Source organism: Ruegeria sp. BF12 (assembly GCF_056538705.1).
In genome coordinates this window covers 119,237-140,401 of record NZ_JBQFTP010000002.1, presented here as the reverse complement: position 1 = coordinate 140,401, position 21,165 = coordinate 119,237, and the positions used below count along the sequence as shown (strand labels likewise).

Annotated in this window: 21 protein-coding genes; 11 read left to right on the top strand and 10 right to left on the bottom strand. The window is 58.3% G+C overall.

The features are described 5' to 3' along the window. Positions 1 to 64: 64 nt before the first annotated feature. Entirely contained in the window at positions 65 to 793 is a 729-nt protein-coding gene (locus ACR0J0_RS03630; protein ID WP_480661348.1) for a c-type cytochrome, read from the top strand. Here the strand turns inward: ACR0J0_RS03630 and ACR0J0_RS03625 are convergent. Then, on the bottom strand, positions 787 to 2,739 hold the full coding sequence (locus ACR0J0_RS03625; RefSeq protein ID WP_480661347.1) for a 4Fe-4S binding protein: 1,953 nt from the start codon (positions 2,737 to 2,739) through the stop codon (positions 787 to 789). The genes ACR0J0_RS03630 and ACR0J0_RS03625 overlap by 7 nt on opposite strands. A gap of 263 nt (positions 2,740 to 3,002) precedes the next feature. Here ACR0J0_RS03625 and ACR0J0_RS03620 point away from each other — a divergent pair, with 263 nt between their 5' ends. From ACR0J0_RS03620 to ACR0J0_RS03575, 10 genes are all read left to right on the top strand, one after another. Then, on the top strand, positions 3,003 to 3,557 hold the full coding sequence (locus ACR0J0_RS03620) for a DUF3305 domain-containing protein (RefSeq protein ID WP_480661346.1): 555 nt from the start codon (positions 3,003 to 3,005) through the stop codon (positions 3,555 to 3,557). Then, on the top strand, positions 3,554 to 4,126 hold the full coding sequence (locus ACR0J0_RS03615; RefSeq protein ID WP_480661345.1) for a DUF3306 domain-containing protein: 573 nt from the start codon (positions 3,554 to 3,556) through the stop codon (positions 4,124 to 4,126). Before ACR0J0_RS03620 ends, ACR0J0_RS03615 begins: the two co-directional genes overlap by 4 nt. A 4-nt stretch (positions 4,127 to 4,130) precedes the next feature. After that, positions 4,131 to 4,742, top strand: a complete 612-nt coding sequence (locus tag ACR0J0_RS03610) for a TorD/DmsD family molecular chaperone (RefSeq protein WP_480661344.1) — start codon at positions 4,131 to 4,133, stop codon at positions 4,740 to 4,742. A 61-nt stretch (positions 4,743 to 4,803) separates the two neighbouring features. After that, on the top strand, positions 4,804 to 4,992 hold the full coding sequence (locus tag ACR0J0_RS03605) for a ubiquinol-cytochrome c reductase iron-sulfur subunit N-terminal domain-containing protein (protein WP_480661343.1): 189 nt from the start codon (positions 4,804 to 4,806) through the stop codon (positions 4,990 to 4,992). A gap of 104 nt (positions 4,993 to 5,096) precedes the next feature. Beyond that, the gene (locus tag ACR0J0_RS03600; RefSeq protein ID WP_480661342.1) at positions 5,097 to 7,991 is read left to right on the top strand and encodes a formate dehydrogenase subunit alpha; all 2,895 of its coding nucleotides are present in this window, start codon (positions 5,097 to 5,099) and stop codon (positions 7,989 to 7,991) included. A gap of 11 nt (positions 7,992 to 8,002) precedes the next feature. Next, positions 8,003 to 8,596 (top strand): formate dehydrogenase FDH3 subunit beta, encoded by a 594-nt coding sequence (gene fdh3B / locus ACR0J0_RS03595; RefSeq protein WP_058273836.1) that lies wholly within the window; start codon positions 8,003 to 8,005, stop codon positions 8,594 to 8,596. A 73-nt stretch (positions 8,597 to 8,669) separates the two neighbouring features. Further along, entirely contained in the window at positions 8,670 to 9,875 is a 1,206-nt protein-coding gene (locus ACR0J0_RS03590) for a formate dehydrogenase subunit gamma (RefSeq protein ID WP_480661341.1), read from the top strand. Next, positions 9,876 to 11,138 carry a c-type cytochrome gene (locus ACR0J0_RS03585; RefSeq protein ID WP_480661340.1) on the top strand — a complete coding sequence of 421 codons (1,263 nt, stop codon included), beginning with the start codon at positions 9,876 to 9,878 and terminating at the stop codon, positions 11,136 to 11,138. A gap of 13 nt (positions 11,139 to 11,151) precedes the next feature. After that, the gene (locus tag ACR0J0_RS03580; RefSeq protein WP_480661339.1) at positions 11,152 to 11,277 is read left to right on the top strand and encodes a hypothetical protein; all 126 of its coding nucleotides are present in this window, start codon (positions 11,152 to 11,154) and stop codon (positions 11,275 to 11,277) included. Next, positions 11,278 to 12,150: a substrate-binding domain-containing protein gene (locus ACR0J0_RS03575; protein ID WP_480661338.1), complete on the top strand. Its 873-nt coding sequence runs from the start codon at positions 11,278 to 11,280 to the stop codon at positions 12,148 to 12,150. A 6-nt stretch (positions 12,151 to 12,156) separates the two neighbouring features. Here the strand turns inward: ACR0J0_RS03575 and ACR0J0_RS03570 are convergent, their stop codons facing one another. The 9 genes from ACR0J0_RS03570 to ACR0J0_RS03530 all read right to left on the bottom strand — a co-directional run bounded on the left by ACR0J0_RS03570 (position 12,157) and on the right by ACR0J0_RS03530 (position 21,030). Further along, complete coding sequence (locus tag ACR0J0_RS03570; protein WP_480661337.1) at positions 12,157 to 12,972, bottom strand: ABC transporter substrate-binding protein; 816 nt, start codon at positions 12,970 to 12,972, stop codon at positions 12,157 to 12,159. A 20-nt stretch (positions 12,973 to 12,992) separates the two neighbouring features. Next, complete coding sequence (locus ACR0J0_RS03565) at positions 12,993 to 13,727, bottom strand: ATP-binding cassette domain-containing protein (protein ID WP_480661336.1); 735 nt, start codon at positions 13,725 to 13,727, stop codon at positions 12,993 to 12,995. Then, on the bottom strand, positions 13,720 to 14,433 hold the full coding sequence (locus tag ACR0J0_RS03560; protein WP_480661335.1) for an ABC transporter permease: 714 nt from the start codon (positions 14,431 to 14,433) through the stop codon (positions 13,720 to 13,722). Before ACR0J0_RS03560 ends, ACR0J0_RS03565 begins: the two co-directional genes overlap by 8 nt. Positions 14,434 to 14,585: 152 nt before the next feature. Continuing rightward, positions 14,586 to 15,575, bottom strand: coding sequence for an ABC transporter substrate-binding protein (locus ACR0J0_RS03555; RefSeq protein WP_239337797.1), 990 nt, complete (start codon positions 15,573 to 15,575; stop codon positions 14,586 to 14,588). Between the two features lie 59 nt (positions 15,576 to 15,634). Then, on the bottom strand, positions 15,635 to 16,480 hold the full coding sequence (locus tag ACR0J0_RS03550) for an ABC transporter permease (RefSeq protein WP_480661334.1): 846 nt from the start codon (positions 16,478 to 16,480) through the stop codon (positions 15,635 to 15,637). Further along, positions 16,477 to 17,394, bottom strand: a complete 918-nt coding sequence (locus tag ACR0J0_RS03545) for an ABC transporter permease (RefSeq protein ID WP_480661915.1) — start codon at positions 17,392 to 17,394, stop codon at positions 16,477 to 16,479. Before ACR0J0_RS03545 ends, ACR0J0_RS03550 begins: the two co-directional genes overlap by 4 nt. 7 nt (positions 17,395 to 17,401) lie before the next feature. Then, positions 17,402 to 18,196, bottom strand: a complete 795-nt coding sequence (locus ACR0J0_RS03540; protein ID WP_480661333.1) for an ABC transporter ATP-binding protein — start codon at positions 18,194 to 18,196, stop codon at positions 17,402 to 17,404. 54 nt (positions 18,197 to 18,250) lie between these two features. After that, the gene (gene hydA, locus ACR0J0_RS03535; RefSeq protein ID WP_480661332.1) at positions 18,251 to 19,705 is read right to left on the bottom strand and encodes a dihydropyrimidinase; all 1,455 of its coding nucleotides are present in this window, start codon (positions 19,703 to 19,705) and stop codon (positions 18,251 to 18,253) included. A 74-nt stretch (positions 19,706 to 19,779) separates the two neighbouring features. Next, positions 19,780 to 21,030, bottom strand: coding sequence for a Zn-dependent hydrolase (locus tag ACR0J0_RS03530; protein ID WP_480661331.1), 1,251 nt, complete (start codon positions 21,028 to 21,030; stop codon positions 19,780 to 19,782). Between the last annotated feature and the right edge of the window lie 135 nt (positions 21,031 to 21,165).

The window sequence follows — 21,165 nt, the reverse complement described above, 5'->3', positions numbered from 1 at the left end:
TGCATGTGTCTCCGTCTCATTCAGTTTAATTGACGCATTTAGTGCCATACCGTTAGGTTGCGGCATGCGCTTTGTCCTCTTGTGCCTGAGCCTGACGCTCTCTGCCACCCCCTCTTGGTCGCAAGAGGCAATTGGTCTTGCAGCACCGGCTGAGGTTTCAGACTCTGGTCTGCTGCAACATATCCTTCCACGCTTTTCTCTCAAGACCGGGATACGCGTTATTGCAGATGACTCGGGCGTTTTGGTTTTGGAAACCGCCCCGCCCGGTGATCCCGTCTTTGCCCGCGATGGTGTGATCTATCACCTGCGGATCGAAGACGACGCCAAACATGAACGGTTCCGTGACTGGCTGTTATCCGATATCGGCAAGCGAACAGTTGAAAGCTTTGCGCCGGATCAGGGCGCGCCCTTCTCGGCCAGTTTCGATGTCGCGGCTGCGGAAACCGAAACGGTGATCGACGGCGATGCCCTGCGTGGCGAAGAACTGTCGATGACCCATTGCGGCAGGTGCCACGTAATCGGACCAAAGAACCGGATGAACGGGCTGGGTTCGACACCATCTTTCGCGGTCCTGCGCGCCATGCCTGACTGGTCGGAGCGGTTTGAGGCGTTCTTTGCCTTGAACCCCCACCCCGCATTCACGCAGATTGACGGGCTGACCGCCCCGTTTGATCCTCAACGCCCTTCGCCCATATACCCGGTCGAGATGACGCTTGAGGACCTTGAAGCCATTCTTGCCTTCGTCTCAGTCATCAGCGCGGCAGATCTGGGTGCCCCGCTACAGCTTCAATGATCCTTTCGTTTTGAGAAGTAGTCCTCGGTCGTGACAACACGAGGCTTTGGGTTGGATTGAAACGGATTGTCCTGCTGCTGGAACTGGGCCTTCACACGACAGTTGTCGCACATCTGGATCATCCGCGCCTTGTCCGAGGTGGCAAACATCGGATGCGTGCCCGAAAGTTTCTCCATGATCCGCTCAACAGTGGATTTCACACCGAACAAGGCCCCGCATTCCACGCAGGCAAACGGTTCTTCTTCGTTCAGGACTTGCTGAGACAGGGCCGCGTCGCTCAGATCAAATTGTGGAACGAGCGCGATTGCATCTTCGGGGCAGATACCTTTGCACAGGCCGCATTGCAGACAGGCATCCTGCTGGAAGTTCAATTGCGGTTTATCCGGGTTATCGATCAGCGCGCCCGACGGGCACAGCGACACACAGCTGAGGCACAGGGTACAGGCATCCGTGTTCACCGCAATTGCGCCGTAGGGTGCGTTATCCGGCAGCGGCAATGGTGCCTCAATGCCCGGATTCAAAGCTTGCGCCGCCAACCGAGCGATCTGTCTGCGGTTGCCCAAGGGTAGAACCGGGTCAGTCAAGGGCTCTGGCACATCCTGCCGATAAAGAATGTCAGACATGGCGACCGGATCAGCCTCGTCAATCAAACCCAGAGCATTCGGGGCAGCGATTGCTTGGGCCAGCGCAAGTTCTCGATCCAGCGCATCACGCTCGGTCGTCGGGGCCAACAGGACATCGACGCGCGAAAAGCCATGGGCCAGAGCGGCCAGCATCTCGGCATGGCCAAAGCCCGAAATCACGTTCAGTTCCAGTGGGATCACGTCCGCAGGCAACCCGCGCCCAAAACGAGCCGCCAGACGGATCATCTCGGCCCCGTGGGCATCGTGAACCAATAGCCGCGGTGCAGTCCCACCTGCACGTCGGTAAGTGCGCGCGAGAATATGCATGCGTGACAACAACGCCGATACCGGTGGATCCTCATAAGTGATTGCGGTCGAGGGGCAAACCGCAGCGCACTCGCCACAGCCAGCGCAGATCATCGGGTCAATCTCTACGTGTTCTCCGGCTGGTGTGATGGCTCCAGTCGGGCAGATATCCAGACAGTTCGTACAGGCGACCTGCTCGGCGCGCGAATGGGCACACAGCGTTTCTTCCATCCGCACATACAACGGCTTTTCAAAGGTCCCGACCAACTGAGCCGCTTCAAAGGCCAGTCGCTCCACGGCCAATACGTCCTGTGGATCGGCCCGCAAGTACCCTTCGCGCTTGGCCGGGGCCTGTACGAAGGGCGTTCCCCCTGTCAGATCAAGAACAATATCACAGGCTGAACGCGCCTTGTCCCTGGCATCAGTCCAGGAAAACGCACCCCGCCCGCCGGGCTCAAGTTGCTGAAACGCGTCTAACTGCAGAGTAAACCCACCCAACGCACCGCTGAGCGTTTTGATACGACCCCGCACAACGTCAAAGGCGCGTGTCATAGGCTCTGCTTCGTCGGTGAGCAGTACCGTTACCGCAAGTGTGCCCGACAATCGATCAGCGAGCCCAAAGGCAATTTCGCCTGGACCAATGATCAAACACGTCCCTTCGCTGAAGACATCGACGCTGGGCGTGACAGGTTGCGGCAACATAGCCTCCGCCGCCAGCGCGGCCATCTTGGGCGTCGCATCCGCGCCTTGCTCGGACCAACCAGCCCGATCACGCAGATCGACGAACCCGGGGACTTCGACGTTTCGCTCTTCGGCAAGGGTCTGGAATGTGTCCTGTTCCTGCCCACAGGCAATAATGACGTCTCCGCCCTGCATAGACACCGCCGCTAGCTCCAGTTCGCGTGTGCATAGCGCAGTGTGAACTTTTGAGCATTCGGCCCCGCAGGCTGAGGCAATTTCCTCGGCATTCAGAGGCTGAGACCCAGCGCAATCGCATAGAAGTAGTTTGGTGCTCATGATCCTCCCCCGGAAAGTCTCCGTCGCTCCGCTTCGTAGGCTGTATCCCGCCCGCGGCAATGTAAACCCTTTGACAAATCGAGGCGATTTCACACGCAAATGCCTGTCTTATCAAAGAAACACAGGCATCTGCGCGATGAAATCACGAATATGCTACCCCGGACTACGACTAAGGTCGTAGGGCTTGGGCTTGGCACCAAAGCGCTTTGTGTACCATAGTGGACCCGAGGAAAGACAGGGGAGAGTCTTTCGGGGAGGAGCCAGTGGCCAAGGCCGCAAGCCAGGTAGAAATGCCGATAGGCGTCGTTGTGCGCAAAACACCCGGTGTAACCCGCTGGGCGAAATGGAACTGGCGTGCCGTTGCCGTCCTGCCCGGTGCAGGTCCTGCGGACTGGCTTGAAATGCGCCGCGAGGGCGAAGCTGTCGAGTACCACGCCGCCACACTCCCTCTGACATTGTGGGCGGATGAGAGCGAAGCCTACATGGTCAACCTCTCTGACGGGCAGCCATCCATCTATCTGGTTCTGCGTGATGAGCTAAAGGGCGAACAGCCCCTGAATGCGGTGCTGGTCACGGCGTCTCCGTTCGAAGGACAGGATTACGCGGATACCGGCGAAGAGATCGTCGAGAAAATTCCAATGACCGAAGGATTGATCGCTTGGGTTCGGGATTTCGCGCTGGAACACCACCGGGAAGAAGTTTTCGTCAAACGCCGCCGAGATAAGAAACGGACCGACCTTGTTGAGGAAGGCAAGGGTGATGCCCGTATCCGGCAGGAGTCAGACGTCTACCGCGCCCCGCGGAGGATCGTGCAATGACCCAAGTCCGCGATTTCTGGTCCCGTCGCAAGGCCGCCGTTCAGGCGGAAGCCGAGGCCGAGGTTGTCGCGGCCGAGAAACAGGATGTTGCCCTTCAGCAGGCCAAGCTGGAAGAAAAGAGCGACGCTGAGATTCTGGCCGAATTCAATCTTCCCGACCCCGATCAGCTGCAGGCTGGTGACGACGTTTCTGGCTTTATGGCCAAAGCGGTCCCTGACCGGCTGCGCCGCCGGGCCTTGCGCCGGCTTTGGCGCTTGAACCCGGTATTGGCCAACGTTGATGGGCTGGTGGATTATGGCGAAGACTACACGGACGCCGCCTGCGTGATCGAAAACATCCAGACCGCGTATCAGGTGGGAAAAGGCATGCTCGCCCATGTCGAAGCGCTGGCGGCCGAGACTGACAAAGATGAGACTGACGAGACGCTCAACATTGAAGTGCCGTCAGAAGAACCTGTGGCCACCGAGGAGCCCGCACCAAAGCCGGTGTTTGTGGCGGTAGTCGACGAACCGGAAGAGGAAGATAGCCCTCCTGCCCCGCGCCGCATGAAATTTGAATTCGAAGGATAACCCTATGACCGCAAGCAACGCGCAAAATCTGGATGTCTCGGCCGAGGATCGCCTGCGCGCGGATTTCTACAACTTTCTTGGGCTGCTGCTGGCAGCCCCGCCGGATCAGATGCTGTTGGATCAGGTGTCGGGTTTGACCGGAGACGACACCGATCTGGGTCAGGCCATTCAGACCATGGCGCGTGTCGCGAAAGTGACAAAGCCCGCAGCGGCAGAGCGCGAATTCAACGCGCTGTTCATCGGGTTGGGCCGTGGCGAGCTTCTGCCTTATGCCAGTTTCTACCTCACGGGATTCCTGAACGAGAAACCACTAGCACAGCTACGCAATGACATGGCCGCACGCGGGATCACCCGCGCCCAAAACGTGTTCGAGCCCGAAGACAACATCGCCTCGCTGATGGAGATGATGGCAGGCATGATCGTTGGGCGTTTCGGTCAGCCTGCGTCTTTGGAAGACCAGAAGGCTTTCTGGAGCAAACACATCGGCCCTTGGGCCACGCATTTTTATTCGGATTTGGAAGGTGCTGAAAACTCGGTTCTCTATGCCTCGGTCGGCACTGCTGGTCGGGTGTTCATGGAAATCGAACGCGAGGCCTTCCGAATGACGACGGCGTAAAGCGCTGTCATTCGCCGACGCCCTGAAAGGCGTCAAAGTGCAAATGGGAGAGGAGAAACCCATGAGCAAGACCAAGGAAGAAGGCGCAACCCGCCGTGACTTCCTCAAACTGGCCGGAACCGCTGCACCTGCTGCCGTTGCCGCTGCCAGCCTGACTGGACAGGCCGAAGCAGCCGAGCTGCCAGCGGACGAAAACCGGATGCAGGACACCGCGCATACCCGCGCATATCTCGACAGCGCCCGGTTCTAACCCGGACGACGTCACACCCGACTGACGGTTGCGATTGGCCCTGACGTCGGCATCAGCAGTACCAAGCCAGCCGTGGCTTACACGGCGCGCAAGGGAGGAACGAAATGCTTAGGAAAAAGACCAACGGGGTTGCGAGACGCCCCCAGCGGACAAGTATCCTGTCCCAAATCGGCGAGAAAACCGTCGATCGCCGCGCATTCCTGCGTGGCTCGGGCCTGACGATCGGCGGCCTCGCCGCGATCAGCGCCACGGGTGGAACCGTGACGCCAGCCAGTGCCCAGACCGCGGCCAATCAGGCCGTTGAGAATATCAAATCCGTATGCACCCACTGCTCGGTCGGCTGTACAGTCGTCGCCGAAGTGCAGAACGGCGTCTGGATCGGGCAGGAACCCGGTTGGGACAGCCCGTTCAACCTGGGTGCACATTGTGCCAAGGGGGCTGCGGTTCGCGAGCACGCCCACGGCGAGCGCCGCCTCAAGTATCCGATGAAAAAGGAAGGCGGCGAGTGGAAGCGCATCAGCTGGGAAGAGGCGATCAACGAGATCGGCGACGGCATGATGAGCATCCGCGAGGAATCCGGGCCGGACAGCGTCTACTGGCTGGGCTCGGCCAAGCATAACAACGAACAGGCCTATCTTTTCCGCAAGTTCGCCGCCTATTGGGGTACGAACAACGTGGACCATCAGGCCCGTATCTGCCACTCGACCACTGTTGCGGGTGTTGCGAACACATGGGGCTACGGCGCCATGACCAATTCGTACAATGACATCCATAACTCACGTGCCATCTTCATCATCGGCGGCAACCCGGCCGAGGCGCACCCCGTCTCGCTGCTGCATGTTCTGCGCGCGAAAGAGCAAAACAACGCGCCGCTGATCGTATGCGACCCGCGCTTTACACGCACCGCGGCCCATGCGGATGAGTATGTCCGCTTCCGCCCTGGCACGGACGTTGCGCTGATCTGGGGTATTCTGTGGCACATCTTCGACAACGGTTGGGAAGACAAAGAATTCATCCGCACCCGTGTCTGGGGCATGGACCAGATCCGTGAAGAGGTTGCCAAGTGGAACCCGGACGAGGTTGAGCGTGTCACCGGAACACCAGGCTCACAGCTAAAGCGTGTTGCACGGACAATGGCCAACAACCGTCCTGGTACGGTGATCTGGTGCATGGGCGGTACGCAGCACACCAACGGTAACAACAACACCCGCGCTTACTGCGTGCTTCAGCTTGCTCTGGGCAACATGGGCACCTCGGGTGGAGGCACCAACATCTTCCGCGGCCATGACAACGTGCAGGGCGCGACGGACCTTGGTGTTCTGTCTCACACCCTGCCCGGCTACTATGGCCTGTCGAAGGGTGCATGGGGCCACTGGGCACGCGTCTGGGGTGAAGAACCCGAATGGCTCGCTGGCCAGTTTGCCACGATTAAAGACAAGGAAGGCAAGGACAAACCGCTTCAGAACGAACGCGGCATCCCTGTTTCCCGCTGGATCGACGGTGTTCTGGAAGACCCGGCAAACATGGATCAGGACAACAACGTCCGCGCCATGGTGCTGTGGGGCCACGCGCCCAACTCACAGACCCGGATGACGGAAATGAAGACGGCGATGGAGAAGCTGGACATGCTGGTCGTTATCGACCCGTATCCCACCGTCTCGGCCGTGCTGCATGACCGTACCGATGGCGTCTACCTATTGCCCGCCTGTACGCAGTTCGAAACCCGTGGCTCGGTCACGGCATCGAACCGCTCGCTGCAGTGGCGTGACAAGGTGGTGGAACCGCTGTTCGAAAGCCTGCCGGACGAAGTCATCATGGCCAAGTTCGCCAACAAATTCGGCTGGGCGGACCGTCTGTTCCGTAACATCGAAATGGACGACCCGGAAACACCGAATGTTGAAAGCATCACGCGTGAGTTCAACTCGGGCCTCTGGACCATCGGCTATACCGGTCAGTCGCCGGAACGTCTGAAAAGCCATATGGCCAACCAGCACACGTTCGACAGAACCACGCTGCAGGCCATTGGTGGCCCGAACGACGGCGAGTATTACGGTCTGCCCTGGCCCTGCTGGGGAACGCCGGAGATGGGTCATACAGGGACACCAAACCTCTATGACATGTCCAAACCGGTGGCCGAAGGTGGCCTGACCTTCCGTGCCCGCTTTGGCGTGGAACGTGATGGCGACAACCTGCTGGCCGAAGGGGTCTACAGCGCTGGGTCGGAAATTCAGGATGGTTATCCCGAATTCACAATGCAGATGCTGATGGACCTTGGTTGGGACGGTGACCTGACCGCTGAAGAGCGGGCAGCAATCGACGCCGTTGCAGGACCAGAGACCAACTGGAAAACCGACCTGTCTGGCGGTATCCAGCGGGTCGCGATCGAGCATGGCTGTGCGCCCTTCGGGAACGCAAAAGCACGCGCGGTCGTCTGGACCTTCCCGGATCCGATCCCACTGCACCGCGAACCGCTTTATACACCGCGGCGCGATCTGGTGGAGGATTATCCAACCTACGAGGACCGTCAGGCTTATCGCCTGCCCACCCTTTATGCCTCGATCCAAAAGAACGACTTTTCAAAGGATTACCCGATAATCCTGACGTCTGGTCGTCTGGTCGAATATGAAGGCGGCGGTGATGAGACGCGGTCAAATCCGTGGCTGGCCGAGCTGCAGCAAGACATGTTCGTCGAGATCAATCCCCGCGATGCCAACAACCTTGGCATTCGTGACGGATCACAGGTCTGGGTCGAAGGTCCCGAGGGCGGCAAGGTCAAGGTGATGGCGATGCTGACCAACAGGGTCGGTGCCGGCGTGGCCTTCATGCCATTCCACTTTGGTGGCCATTTCCAGGGCGAAGACCAGCGGCACAAATACCCCGCCGGCGCTGACCCCTATGTGCTGGGTGAAAGTACCAACACCGCCCAGACCTATGGCTATGATTCAGTGACCCAGATGCAGGAGACCAAGTGTACTCTCTGCAAGATCTCGGCAGCGTAAGGAGGACGATAATGGCTAGAGCAAAGTTTCTCTGCGACGCTGAACGCTGCATCGAGTGTAACGCCTGCGTAACCGCGTGTAAGAATGAACACGAGGTGCCGTGGGGCATCAACCGCCGCAGGGTGGTGACGATCAATGACGGCAACCCGGGCGAGCGCTCGATCTCGGTGGCCTGCATGCATTGTTCGGATGCGCCTTGCATGGCGGTGTGCCCGGTCGACTGCTTCTATCAGAATGAAGAAGGCGTCGTCCTGCACTCCAAGGACCTGTGCATTGGCTGTGGCTATTGCTTCTATGCGTGCCCCTTCGGCGCGCCGCAATACCCACAAGCAGGCAACTTCGGTTCGCGCGGCAAGATGGACAAATGTACCTTCTGTGCCGGTGGTCCCGAAGAAAACAACTCGACCGCAGAGTTCGCAAAATACGGTCGCAATCGGATCGCCGAGGGCAAACTGCCCATCTGTGCCGAGATGTGTTCCACCAAGGCCCTGCTCGCCGGTGACGGCGACGTTGTGTCCGCCATCTACCGTGAGCGCGTCGTCGCGCGCGGGTTTGGCTCGGGTGCTTGGGGTTGGGGTACGGCCTACGACCAGAAAGACGGGTAAAACCGTCTTTGGGAACCAGACAGACGACCCGCGTTCGTGGGTCGTCTGAACAGGGATTTTGACCGAGGTTCAGATGTTCCGCTTACTCGCCGTATTGCTGCTGACGTGTACGATGGCCCAGACCGCTGTGGCCCAATCAAGTGAAGCCGAAGCCCCTGCCCCTACTGACAGGGCGCAGACCGGGGGCGCGACGACGCTTGAGGATATCATGGCGCGACAGCGCGGTGAAAAGGTGGATAACAGCTATCGCTCGGGCAATACAGGCCAGGACAACGCCGAAGGTTTACTTGGTCAGTTGGGTACGCGCGGAGTTGCCTCGGACAGCGATGTCTATCGCGCGCTGCGCTATGGTTCGGCTGATGTGACAGTGTCGTCCAAAGGCCCGGCGGCCGGCGTACTAATTCAGGACGGCGGCATGTGGTGGCTGAACTTCCGTACCGGTCCGCTGCGTGAATATGGCAGCTATATTATTGGCGGAATGCTTGTCGTTCTGCTGCTGTTCTTCCTGATCCGGGGCAAGATAAGGATCGACGGCGAAAAGACGGGGCGGACCGTCACCCGCTTTGGTGGCTTTGAAAGGTTCGGCCATTGGCTGTTTGCCGGGTCATTCCTGATCCTGGGCATCACAGGTTTGTTGACCCTTTACGGTCGCGACTTCCTGATCCCGATCTTCGGCAAGGAAGGTTTCGCGGCAATCGCTCAGGGGTGCAAATGGCTGCACAATAACCTCGCATGGGCTTTCATGCTGGGGCTGATCATCGTCACCGTGAACTGGATCAGCCATAACTTCCCCAACCGGGTCGACCTGAAATGGCTCGCCGCGGGCGGCGGCCTTTTCACGAAAGGCAGCCATCCCCCAGCCAAGAAATTCAATGCCGGACAAAAGATCATCTTCTGGCTTTGCATACTGCTTGGCGTTTCGATCAGTCTGTCCGGATTGTCGCTGCTGTTCCCGTTTGAAATGCCGCTGTTTGCCAAGACATTCTCGATCGCCAACGCCACAGGCATCCCGCAAATGCTGGGGCTGAACCTGCCGGTGCAAATGTCCCCGCAGGAGGAAATGCAATACGCCCAAGTTTGGCACGTCATGGTCGCCTACGCCTTCATCGCCATTATTTTGGCTCATATCTACTTGGGTTCGGTCGGAATGGAGGGTGCATTCGACGCCATGGGAACCGGAGAGGTAGAAGAGCAATGGGCCCGCGAGCATCATTCGCTGTGGCTGGAAGAGGTGCAGGCAAAAGAGGCCAGCGAAGGAGCGGCCTCGCCCGCCGAATAAATGCGCAGGCTTGCTCTGGCACTGCTGCTGCTGCCCCTGCCCGCGATGGCCGAGTTCTTTACGCTCAAGGGCCATGGCGGACCCATCATGGGCATTGCCACGGCACCAGACGGACGGATCGCTACAGCCAGCTTTGACAACTCGGTCGGAGTTTGGACGGATGAAACCCCAAATTGGCTGGAGGGCCACGAAGCGGCCGTAAATTCCGTGGTGTTCAATGGCACTGCGATCTATTCGGCCGGAGACGACTTCACCTTGCGCCAATGGCCCGGAGGTCAGGTCGTCGGACAACACAAAGGCAAAATTGTTGGTATCGCCGCGTCGAAAACCCATGTGGCAACGGCCAGTTGGGATGGAACCATCGGACTATGGCCAGTCGATGGCTCGGCGCCATCGTTACTCGGGCCGACTGGAAGCGGTGTGAATGCCGTCGAATTCTCTGCAGACGGTTCGGAACTGTATTCCGCAGGTATCGATGGTTCACTACGCATATGGGACGTTGCCAGCGGACAGGAAACCAACCGGTTCGTGGAACACGGGTTTGGCATCAATGAGCTGGTGCTGAACGAGCAGGACAACTGGATTGCTTATGGTGCAGTTGACGGCGTCACCCGCATCCTTGATCTGACGACCGGGGACGAACGCGATTTCACGCTGGAACGCCGCCCGATTCTGGCATTGGCCCTCAGCCCTGATCGTAACATGCTGGCTGTAGGGGACGGCGAAGGCTACATCATGGTGATCGACACGGTCGAATGGCGTATCGCGCAGGATTTCAGGGCCACCTTACGCGGCCCGGTCTGGGCGCTGGCCTTTTCCACTGACGGGCAGAACCTGCACGCGGGCGGCATTGACGAGGCCATGTATAGCTGGCCAGTCGCTGCGCTAGGAGATCAGGAACAGATGGCTGCGGCTGAGCCCAGCTTTCTGAAAGATCCCGAGGAAATGGAAAATGGGGAACGTCAGTTCGCCCGCAAATGTTCGATCTGCCATAGCCTGACCCCGGATGGCCAACGCCGAGCAGGTCCGACGCTGCATGGCGTGTTTGGGCGCAAAGCAGGTACACTTCCGGGATATTTTTACTCGGACACGCTGCAAGACTCTGATATCATTTGGAATGACGAAACGATAAACACTTTGTTTGACGAAGGGCCGGACCATTACATCCCGGGGTCGAAGATGCCGATGCAACGGATTACTCAACCTCAGGACCGGGACGACCTGATCGCCTTCCTGCGCCGCGCAACGGCACCGGAAAACTGAGCCGGAGGAGACTATGAAAGCCTTTCTTGTAGCTGTCGCCGTAATGGCGGTGATAACTGTCGCCGCGCCATTTGCGCTGCAACAGATCGGTTTCAGTGCAGCAGATGCAGGGACCGGCTCGGCTGTGCGTCTCGACTGAATGTCCGAATACCTGACCACCAAAGAACTGGCCGACCTGCTGCGCATTGGCGAGCGGAAGGCCTACGATCTCGCCTCGTCGGGCGAGGTTCCCTGCGTGCGCGCCATGGGCAAGCTGCTGTTTCCACGGGCCGAGGTGATTGCCTGGCTGAACGCCTCGCGTTCCGGCCCGCAGGTGGCAAAGCCACCCCTGCCCCCGATTGTCGCGGGCAGCCATGATCCGCTGCTGGACTGGGCGCTGCGCGAAAGTGGTTCGGGTCTGGCGACGTACTATGACGGATCATTCGACGGATTGACGCGCCTCAAGGATCGAACGGCACAGGCAGCGGCACTGCATATTCATGAAGATGACGGGTTCAACACCCAGAACCTTCGAGACGCTTTGGGTGAGGCGCCGGTCGTTCTGTTCGAAGTCGCGCAACGGCAGCGTGGATTGCTATTGGCTCCGAGCGCGGCGGATATCGAGGACTTTGCGAACTTAAAAGGCCGACGCGTCATCCTGCGTCAGGACAGTGCGGCCAGCCAAAGGTTGTTCGATGCACAACTGGACGCCCACGGCATGACACGTGACGATCTGGAAACCCTGCCGACCTGCGCCCGCACCGAAGAGGAGTTGGCCATAGCCCTGCATGACAGCAAGGCCGAGGCCGGTTTCGGGCTAGGCGCACTGGCCGGGCTGTACGACCTTGGGTTTGTCCCCACGCATTCCGAACGTCTGGATCTTGCGATCTGGCGGCGGGCCTATTTCGACGAACCGATGCTCAAACTGCTGAGTTTTCTGCAATCGGAAAGGTTCGCAATCCGCGCGGATGAGTTCGGTGGCTACGACCTTTCCGGACTTGGAACCATCCACCATAATGGTGCCAGCGGGTGATCTGCCTCAGTTTGCGTTCGGAAAGAACAACTGCTGGCCATTCAGTTGATAAGACTTAATGGCCGCCTGCCCGTCCGGGCCGACAAGCCAGTCAATAAAACGCTGTCCGGCCGCCGCACGCACGCCAGAATGTTTCTCTGGATTCACGAGGATTACACCATACTGGTTGAACAGAAGCGGGTCGCCTTCGACCAACACTTCAAGGTTTCCTCTGTTGCCAAATGATTCCCACGTCGCACGATCGGTCAATGTATAAGCATCCATGCCGCTGGCTACGTTCAATGTCGCCCCCATGCCGGAGCCCGTTTCGCGGTACCAAGTGCCCGAGACATCGGTCGGATCGACACCTGCGGCATTCCAATGGCGCATTTCGGCCTTGTGGGTGCCGCTGTCATCCCCACGCGAGGCAAATGGTGCCTTCGCTTCGGACACCGCAGTCAGAGCTGCCACAATATCTGACCTGCCCTTAATCTTGGCTGGATCGGATTTTGGCCCGACGAGAACAAAATCATTGTACATGACATCAAACCGTTCAACGCCCCAACCGTCTGCGACGAACTGCTCCTCGTCCGCTTTGGCATGGACCAGCAGAACGTCGCCGTCCCCGTTGATCGCGTTTCGAATCGCCTGACCGGTGCCGACTGCCACAACGCGCACGTCGATCCCGGTCTCTGCTTCAAACCACGGAAGTATGTAATCCAACAGCCCCGAATTCTGGGTCGAGGTTGTCGATTGCACCACGATAAAAGGCTCTTCGGCCAGTGCCGGGCCTGCAAAAAAGCCAAGTGAAACTAATGCTGCCCGAAAGACGTTCCGGATCATTCCGAACTCCATTTTTTTTGTTATGTGACCAAGCCACCTGCCAGATACCTGCGAGAGGCATCGCTTTGGGGGGCATCCAATACCTGCTGTGCGTCCCCGTGTTCAACCACACGGCCACCGTGCATCATTACGATATCCGCCGCCAGTCGACGTGCCTGACCAATGTCATGCGTGACCATGACGATCCGCACCCCGCGGGTCGAGGCGCGCAGGATCATCCGTTCGATCATCTGTGTGGCGCTGGGATCCAGAGCGCTCGTCGGCTCGTCCAGGAACAGCGTGTCCGGGTCCAACGCCAGCGCGCGCAATATGGCCAGCCTTTGCGCCTCACCACCAGACAGTGATCTGGCGGATTGGCGCGCCTTGCTTTCCAGCCCGCCTTCGGCCAGCAATTCCGCGATGCGCGCCTTACGAGCCGTGCGATGCAGACCCTGCCGTTTCAAAACAAAACCCATGTTGGCCGCGACTGACCGGCGCAACAGAACGGGTATCTGAAAGACCATCGCCTGCCGCGCCTTGTGGTCCTTATTCAAGGGAACACCATCCTGTTCCACGCGCCCTCTGTCGGGTGCAATCAAGCCGTGCAGGCACCGCAGCAACAGGCTTTTACCTGCCCCATTTGGCCCAAGGATCAAAGTCGGCCCCGGCCCATCCAAATCCAAGCGCGGAACATCCAGCAAGGCGGTGCCCTTCTTTGAGATCTGCAATCCACTGACCGAGATATGACGAACCGTTTCAGGGACCAGGTCACGCATGACGCAACCCCTCCTTCTCGGCCCGCAGGCTGAGCGTGCTGACCATCGCGTTCACCGCCACCGCAATACCGATCAGGATCGCCCCTAGCGCCAGCGCCAGCGCCAGATTTCCCTTTGAGGTTTCCAACGCGATGGTCGTCGTCATGACGCGGGTGACGTGGTTTATGTTGCCGCCGACGATGATGACCGCACCAACTTCGGCAATGGCGCGGCCGAACCCCGCCAACAGGGCAGTAACAAGCGCCAGCCGCGCGTCCCACAGCAGCACAGGAACAGAGGCCAAACGAGACACGCCCAGCGAACGGAGCTGTTCCGAGTATTCCTCGGCCAACATCTCAACCACCTGGCGCGTCAGCGCAGCCACGATTGGCGTCACCAGAACGACCTGTGCGATGATCATCGCGGTTGGTGTGTAGAGCAGTTCAAGAACCCCCAAAGGTCCCGACCGCGATAACATCAGATAGACCAGCAAACCCACGACAACCGGCGGAAAGCCCATCAATGCGTTCATGAGAATGATCAACACCCGTCGCCCGGGAAAACGCGCAACGGCCAATGCAGCGCCAACAGGCATTCCAATCAAAGCGGAAATCAACACCGCAAAAATGGAAACTTTCAGGGAAAGCAGCACAATCGCCCAAAGCTCTGGATTCCCATTCAGGATCAGGGCGAAAGCAGTGCTGAATTCTGTTGCAAATCCCTGCATTTTATCCAATCAATCTGCCATTTCGTACGAAATGCGCTGTTATTCATAGAATTCTACGCTTTTTCCTACCCAAGTACAGACACAATTCCGACACTAGAAACAGGAAACGCGGCCCCAATTGGGACCGCGCCAAATTCTCAGTGCGACAGAGATCAGTTCAGAGCGGCATCCGTGATCTGATGCGTCCAAGCGCCATCCGGTTGTTTGGTGATCACTGGATCAGAACCACCGGCCAGCAACGTTGCCACTGTGCGCTCGAAATCCGCTGGGTCGAGCGCGCCGTTTGAACCGGCAGTCAGCTTGGCAATCTCACCCATCATGCGCTTTTGATGCTCTTCGGTCTGTGCACCTGTCGCGTCATTCTCGAGCACGATGTCAGCCGCTTCTTCCGGGTTCTCTTCGGCGTATTTCCAGCCTTTCATGGATGCCCGAACGAACCGTTCCATCTTGTCGACGAAAGCCGCGTCGCTCAGGTTTTCTTCCAGAACATACAGACCGTCTTCCAGCGTCGCGACACCTTGATCTTCGTATTTGAAAGTCACCAGCTCATCGGGACTGACGCCGGAGTCGATGACCTGCCAGTACTCATTGTAGGTCATCGTGCTGATGCAGTCAGCCTGACGTTGCAGCAGCGGGTCGACGTTGAAACCTTGCTTTAGCACCTCAACACCGCTTTCGCTTTTGCCACCGGTGTCGATACCCAACTGGCTCATCCAGCTCATGAACGGGAATTCGTTGCCGAAGAACCAAACGCCCAGCGTGCGGTTTTTAAGGTCTTCGGGCGCGGCAATACCGGCGTCTTTCCAGCAGGTCAGCATCATGCCCGAGCTTTTGAACGGCTGCGCAATGTTCACCAACGGCAGACCTTTTTCCCGCGCGGCCAGAGCGGCGGGCATCCATTCAACGGTTACATCGGCACCACCCCCGGCAATAACTTGCGTTGGCGCAATGTCCGGGCCACCGGGCAGAATTGTGACGTCCAGCCCCTCTTCCTCGTAGAACCCCTTATCCTTAGCGACGTAGTAACCTGCGAACTGCGCCTGCGTGACCCACTTCAATTGCAATGTCACCTCATCCGCAGCGAAAGCCGAACTGGCGGCCAGGCTAAAGGCGGCTATCGCCCCGCTGAGTAGCTTATTCATCTTCATATCTCCTAGTTTCTGTTGGTGCCCCATTTTCGGGGTCTGTTGAATTATTGTTGTTATCCGCGTTGCGACGGGTGCCAGAATGTCACCGCCTTTTCGATCATTGCGACCAGCCCATAAAATGCTGTCCCGGCCAATGCCGCCACCACGATCTCGGCCCAGACCATATCAAGCGACAACTGCCCGACGCTGGTCGAAATCCGGAAGCCCATGCCAAGCGTTGGCGAGCCAAAGAACTCTGCCACGATAGCGCCGATCAGCGCCAGAGTAGTAGAAATCTTTAAGCCGTTGAAGATAAAGGGCATCGCGGCTGGCAAGCGCAGCTTCAGGAAACTCTGCCAGTAAGTTGCCGCGTAGGTCTCCATAAGGTCGCGCTGCATGGCCGTGGCCTCTCGCAAACCAGCGACGGTGTTCACCAGCATCGGGAAGAAGACCATCACCACGACCACGGCAGCTTTGGAGTGCCAGTCAAACCCGAACCACATCACCAGAATGGGCGCCGTACCGACGATGGGCAAAGCTGCCACAAAGTTGCCAACTGGCAGAAGCCCAAGCCGCAGGAAATCCCACCGATCCACGGCGATCGCCATCAGGAAGGCGGCGCTACAGCCAATAATATAGCCGCTGAGCGCCCCTTTGATGATGGTCTGAAAGAAGTCTGCCCAAAGGATCGGCAGGCTATCGGCGAAGCGTACCGCGATGACGGATGGCGCAGGCAGGATGACCAAGGGTACTTCAAGACCTCGGACCACCAGTTCCCACATAGCGATGATGGTCAGGCCAAAGATCATCGGGGCCAAAAACCGTACCGCGCGACTGTCAGCCTGCGGTCCGCTGGCGAGACGGCTGTTCACCCACCACCCAAATAGCCACAGGAAGATTGCAAAGAGAACAAGGATCATTGCGACATCCCCATCCGCTTTAGCACCGAGCGTTCTAGTACGCCAAGCAACCCGACCAGACAGGCCGCCAGAATGGCTGCCGCAAACAAAGCGGACCAGATTTGAACCGTCTGGCCGTAATAGCTGCCTGCCAGCAAGCGTGCACCTAGTCCGGCGACGGCACCCGTCGGCAACTCACCCACGATGGCCCCCACTAACGATGCTGCGACACCGATCTTCAATGAAGTAAACAGATATGGCATCGAGGCCGGCAAACGCAGTTTCCAAAAGCCCTGAGATCGACTTGCGTTGTAGGTGCGCAGCAGGTCCAGTTGCATTGCGTCGGGGCTGCGCAGCCCCTTCACCATACCGACCACGACGGGGAAGAAGCTCAGATAGGCCGAGATGATTGCTTTGGGGATGATCCCCTGAATGCCGATCGAATACAGCACCACGATGATCATCGGCGCCAAAGCGATGATAGGAATCGTCTGGCTGACGATGGCCCACGGCATGACTGACAAGTCCATAACCCGGCTATGCACGATCCCCACCGCTAGCAAAATTCCCAGACCGGTGCCGATCGCAAAGCCCAGCATCGTCGCGCTAAGCGTGACCCAGCCATGATAGATCAGGGACCGTTTCGAGGTGATTTTCTTCTCGACTGTTGTCTCCCACAACTCTTCAGCCACCTGATGCGGAGCAGGCAAGCGTGGTCGGTCTTGCTCCCAAGTCTCATCAATGGCGTAGGGGTTGTCGATTACCAGTTCAAACTCGCTCATATCGCGCCGATCAACCGCCTTAGGAGGATCAACCTGCTCTCCTGCCCGTTCAAATTCGGTCAGAACGCCCTTGATGTTCATTGGTACGCTAGCGGCGTACCAGAACAGGATAATGACGCCAACCACAGTCAGGACCGCCCCGATAGTTTTGATCCCTGTACTATTCATCCGCATGCCCTGCCCGCAGGCCCTCGCGCACGCGATGAGCGACCTCTATGAACTCGGGCGTGTCTCGAATATCCAACGGCCGCTCTTTTGGCAGCGGGCTGTCGATCACATCCGTTATCCGTCCCGGTCGCGGGCTCATTACCACGATCTTGGTGCTGAGATACACGGCCTCGGGGATCGAGTGCGTGACGAAACCGATGGTCTTTTCCGTCCTTGCCCAAAGTGCCAGAAGTTGTTCGTTCAGGTGATCGCGAACAATTTCGTCCAGCGCTCCAAACGGTTCATCCATCAACAGGATATCCGCATCGAAAGCCAGCGCTCTGGCAATACTGGCGCGTTGCTGCATTCCGCCGGACAGTTGCCATGGGAATTTCCCACCAAACCCTTCAAGATCAACGAGTTCTAAAACGTTTCTCACACGCTCATCATGCTCAGCAGCCGAATACCCCATGATCTCAAGCGGTAGCTTGATGTTCTTGGCGATGGTGCGCCATGGATACAGACCCGCAGCCTGAAACACGTACCCGTAAGCACGGTTCCGCCGCGCCTCATCCGGGGTCATACCATTGACCGTCAGGGTTCCTCCGGTCGGTGTTTCAAGCGCAGCGATACAGCGTAGAAAAGTGGTTTTGCCGCAGCCCGAGGGACCGATGAAACTGACGAATTCGCCCTTTCCGACGGTCAGGTTCACATCTTTCAGCGCGTGGATTGGTCCGTCATTGGTTTGGAAGGTCAGATCAAGCTGCCTTGCCTCAATCACGGGCTGGGTAGTGCTTTCAGTATTCATTCCATAGCCTTGAAAAGATTTGATTTTGGGCCGCAGTTTTGCGGCCCGCACCCATCATACTCCGGTAGCCGGGATGCCCGTCCGTTCAACCGGCCTCGGCGCTGTCAGCTCTTTCCAGGTGCTCAACGCTTTGTTCACGTGACCGTTGGGTTCACGCGCCACGAAATCGCCATGCCCTTCTTGTGTGCGAATTTCCCCGTCATGCACAGCCACATGACCGCGGGTCAGTGTATAGCGTGGCAGGCCCTTCACCTCTTTGCCTTCGAACACGTTGTAATCGATCGAGGATTGCTGAGAATCCGCACTGATCGTCTTGGTTTTCTCGGGGTCCCAAACGACGATATCCGCGTCGGCTCCGACAAGGATCGCGCCCTTTTTCGGATAGCAATTCATGATCTTGGCGATGTTTGTCGATGTAACCGCCACAAACTCGTTCATCGTCAGGCGCCCGGTGTTCACCCCATGTGTCCAGAGCATCGGCATCCGGTCCTCCAACCCTCCGGTACCGTTCGGGATCTTGGTAAAGTCGCCGACTCCGTACCGCTTTTGCTCGGTGGTGAACGCACAGTGGTCCGTAGCCACAACGCTGAGAGTGCCGGAGTGCAGGCCGTTCCAAAGGCTGTCCTGATGCTGCTTGTTTCGGAATGGAGGGCTCATGACCCGGCGCGCGGCGTGATCCCAGTCTTGATGGAAGTATTCGTTTTCATCCAATGTCAGGTGTTGGATCAGAGGTTCCCCCCACACGCGTTTACCCTGCATCTTGGCCCGCCGGATCGCTTCATGCGCCTCTTCGCAGGACGTATGCACCACATAGAGCGGCACACCTGCCATGTCAGCGATCATGATGGCGCGGTTGGTCGCCTCGCCCTCAACCTGCGGCGGGCGGGAATAAGCGTGCGCCTCGGGTCCGGTGTTGCCCTCGGCCAGCAGCTTGGCGCTGAGTTCGGCCACAACATCCCCGTTCTCGGCATGCACCATCGCGATACCGCCCAGTTCGGCCAGACGTTTAAACGAGGCGAACAATTCATCGTCGTTCACCATCAACGCGCCCTTGTAGGCCATGAAGTGCTTGAACGTGTTGATCCCCCGCGTTTCGATCACGGTCTTGATATCATCGAACACCTGCTCCCCCCACCAAGTCACGGCCATGTGGAACGAGTAGTCGCAATTTGCGCGGGTTGATTTGTTGTCCCAGCGCTTCAGAGCATCCAACAGGCTTTCACCCGGATTTGGCAGGGCGAAATCGACAACCATTGTCGTGCCGCCAGCCAGCGCGGCACGCGTGCCGCTTTCGAAGTCATCGCTGGAATACGTGCCCATGAACGGCATCTCAAGATGCGTATGCGGGTCGATCCCGCCCGGCATCACATAACAACCGGTGGCGTCCAGTTCCTTGTCACCCTTCAGGCCCATTCCGATCTCGGTGATTATACCGTCTTCGACTTTGACGTCGGCTTTGTACGACAGATCAGCAGTAACGACGGTTCCGTTCTTGATCACAGTAGACATGTTTTTCTCCCTGCGGGCGCTTTGCGCCTCATGTTGTTTTAACTTGAGAATACGACGGTTAGGCCAATTCCCTTTTATTCAACGATTTCTGCGGTTTCGACGACGGCATGAAACAAGACGTCCGCACCTGCCGCGGCCCATTCCTTGCTGATCTCTTCTGCCTCATTGTGGCTCAAACCGTCAACGCAAGGGCACATGACCATCGCGGTCGGCGCGACCCGGTTGATCCAGCAGGCGTCGTGCCCTGCGCCCGAGATGATATCGGTGTGCGAGTATCCCAACCGCTCGGCCGCATCGCGCACTGCTGCGACACAGCCCTCGTCGAACTTCACGGGGTCAAAGCCGCCGACTTTTTCGAATTCGATCTGCAGGCCCATCTCATCGACAATATCCTTGGCCGCGACTTGCAGGCGATTTTCCATATCGGTGATGACGTCCAATTCCGGCGAGCGGAAATCGACCGTGAACACAGCCTTGCCGGGGATCACGTTACGAGAATTGGGATAGACATCGATATGCCCGGCCGCACCCACAGCGTGAGGGGCATGAGACCACGCAATCTCGTCCACCTTTTCCAGAATACGCGCCATCGCGAGCCCGGCGTTTTTGCGCATCGGCATCGGGGTCGAGCCGGTATGCGCGTCCTTGCCGGTCACGGTGACTTGGGTCCAGCTCAGGCCCTGCCCGTGCGTGACGACGCCGATATCCTTGCCCTCGGCCTCAAGGATGGGCCCCTGTTCGATATGCAACTCGAAGAACGCATGCATTTTGCGGGCACCGACCTCTTCATCTCCACGCCATCCAATGCGGTTCAGCTCATCGCCGAACTTCTTGCCCTCGGCATCTTCGCGGTCATAGGCCCAGTCCTGCGTGTGCATCCCGGCAAACACGCCCGAGGACAGCATTGCCGGGGCGTAACGCGTGCCCTCCTCGTTGGTCCAGTTGGTCGCCACAATCGGGTGTTTCGTCTTGATTCCCAGATCATTCAGCGTGCGGATAATCTCCAGACCGCCCAACACACCCAGCACGCCGTCATACTTGCCACCGGTAGGTTGGGTATCCAGGTGCGAGCCGACATAAACCGGCAGCGCGTCCGGGTCGGTCCCTTCGCGGCGGGCAAACATGTTGCCCATCTGGTCAAGCCCCATGGTGCAACCCGCATCCTCGCACCAACTCTGAAACAAGGCGCGCCCTTCCGCATCCTCATCCGTCAGGGTCTGACGGTTGTTGCCGCCCGCAACACCGGGGCCGATCTTGGCCATCTCCATCAGGCTGTCCCAAAGTCTGTCGCCATTGATCCTGAGGTTTTGCGCCGGAGCTGCCATCTTGTTCTTCCCTGTTGCTTGCGATTTAGCTCGCTTTTGGTGTCTTGATTTGACCATCTGGTCAAACTCACGCTATCACGGGTTCGACATCAGTCAAGAAATTGCATGGTGCCGCCGGAAAATTCGGCATATTTG